This is a genomic window from Pseudonocardia pini (assembly GCF_013870575.1).
Classification (GTDB): domain Bacteria; phylum Actinomycetota; class Actinomycetes; order Mycobacteriales; family Pseudonocardiaceae; genus Pseudonocardia; species Pseudonocardia pini.
The window spans coordinates 1-1,161 of record NZ_JACBXB010001177.1 but is presented as its reverse complement, the minus strand read 5'-3'; the positions used below and the strand labels follow the sequence as shown (position 1 = coordinate 1,161).

General features: G+C 73.4%; 2 protein-coding genes. Both read left to right on the top strand.

Annotation, left to right across the window (positions count from 1 at the left end; all coding sequences use genetic code 11):
- The first annotated feature begins 371 nt into the window (after window positions 1-371).
- Window positions 372-767 carry a hypothetical protein gene (locus H5J29_RS33605; RefSeq protein WP_181784895.1) on the top strand — a complete coding sequence of 132 codons (396 nt, stop codon included), beginning with the start codon at window positions 372-374 and terminating at the stop codon, window positions 765-767.
- Between the two features lie 11 nt (window positions 768-778).
- The gene (locus H5J29_RS33600; RefSeq protein ID WP_220188245.1) at window positions 779-1,132 is read left to right on the top strand and encodes an RNA polymerase sigma factor; all 354 of its coding nucleotides are present in this window, start codon (window positions 779-781) and stop codon (window positions 1,130-1,132) included.
- Window positions 1,133-1,161: the final 29 nt, after the last annotated feature.

Genomic DNA, 1,161 nt, shown 5'->3' with positions numbered 1-1,161 from the left:
ACAGTCCTGAGCGCGGTTCCGGCTGTGGGTCGATCGCGGCCTCCCCGGGCCCGGGTGCCTTCCGCGGTTGCGGAGAAATCTGACGGTCAGGCGGGCCGATGGTCGGATCTCGGAGCGTTTCGGCCGAGGCTGTGGGTCCGAGCGTCTCGGCCGGGACCGGTTCGAACCCGAGGAACGGCTCTGTGCACAGCACCGAGGGGTGTCCGAGGGTGCGGCGAGCGCACGATCGGCGCCGGTGCCTGGGGACGCGTCGCCGCAGGGCCCTCGAGCAGGTCACGATCAGGTCACGGTGTGCTCCGCCGGTGATCCCTCGCGTCCCGGCTGCCGTAACCGTGGGGTCGGGAACCCGCCCGACACGCGAGAGGAGTGCCATGACGACCGGTGCCGCCACCCGAACCGCACCGTCCGGGCTGGTCACGGCCCTGCGCGTGACGGCCGTGCTCGCCGTGCTGGTGATCGTGGTCCAAGGGGTCACGGCCGGGGAGATCCTCGGGCAGAGCCGCTCGGCCGAGATGCTGCACAACCTGGGGGCCTACGGCGTCCACGCGTTCACGGGGCTCGCGATGATCGCCGCGGTCCTGGTGGTCCGCGCGACCGGGGCGCGACCGTGGCCCGCCGTGCTGGCCGCCGTGGTGTTCGTCGTGACCTTCCCGCAGGCCGCGCTCGGGAGCTACGGCGTGATGGTCGTGCACGTGCCGCTCGCCATGGTGCTGCTGGTGGGGTCGGTGTGGGTGCTCGTCTGGTCCTTCACCGGCACCCGCGGCTGAGGGGGCGCGGCGTGCCGCCGGACGACCTGCTGCTGGCCGGGCTGGGCACGGGCGACGCGGACCTGTCCGCGGCGTTCGTGCGCCGGTTCCAGCACCGGGTCTTCGGCGTCGCGCTCACGGTGCTGGGCGACGTCCGGCAGGCCGAGGACGTGGCCCAACAGGCCTTCGAGCGGGCCTGGCGGCACGCCTCGGTCTACGACCCGCGGCGCGGTTCGGTGGGTGCGTGGCTGGTGACGATCACCCACAATCTCGCCGTCGACGCCGTCCGGGCGAGGCGGACGGAGCCGGTCGACCCCGTGGACATGGAGGCGCTGGTGGGGACCGGGGACGGGTCCTCACCAAGTACGGCCTCAACGGCCAGGTAGCGGTCACGGGCCAGGACGCCACCGCCGAC

Bases quoted from the DNA above. Each gene is read 5' to 3' on its own strand.
- H5J29_RS33605 (WP_181784895.1), top strand. From the start codon at position 372: ATGACGACCGGTGCCGCCACCCGAACCGCACCGTCCGGGCTGGTCACG.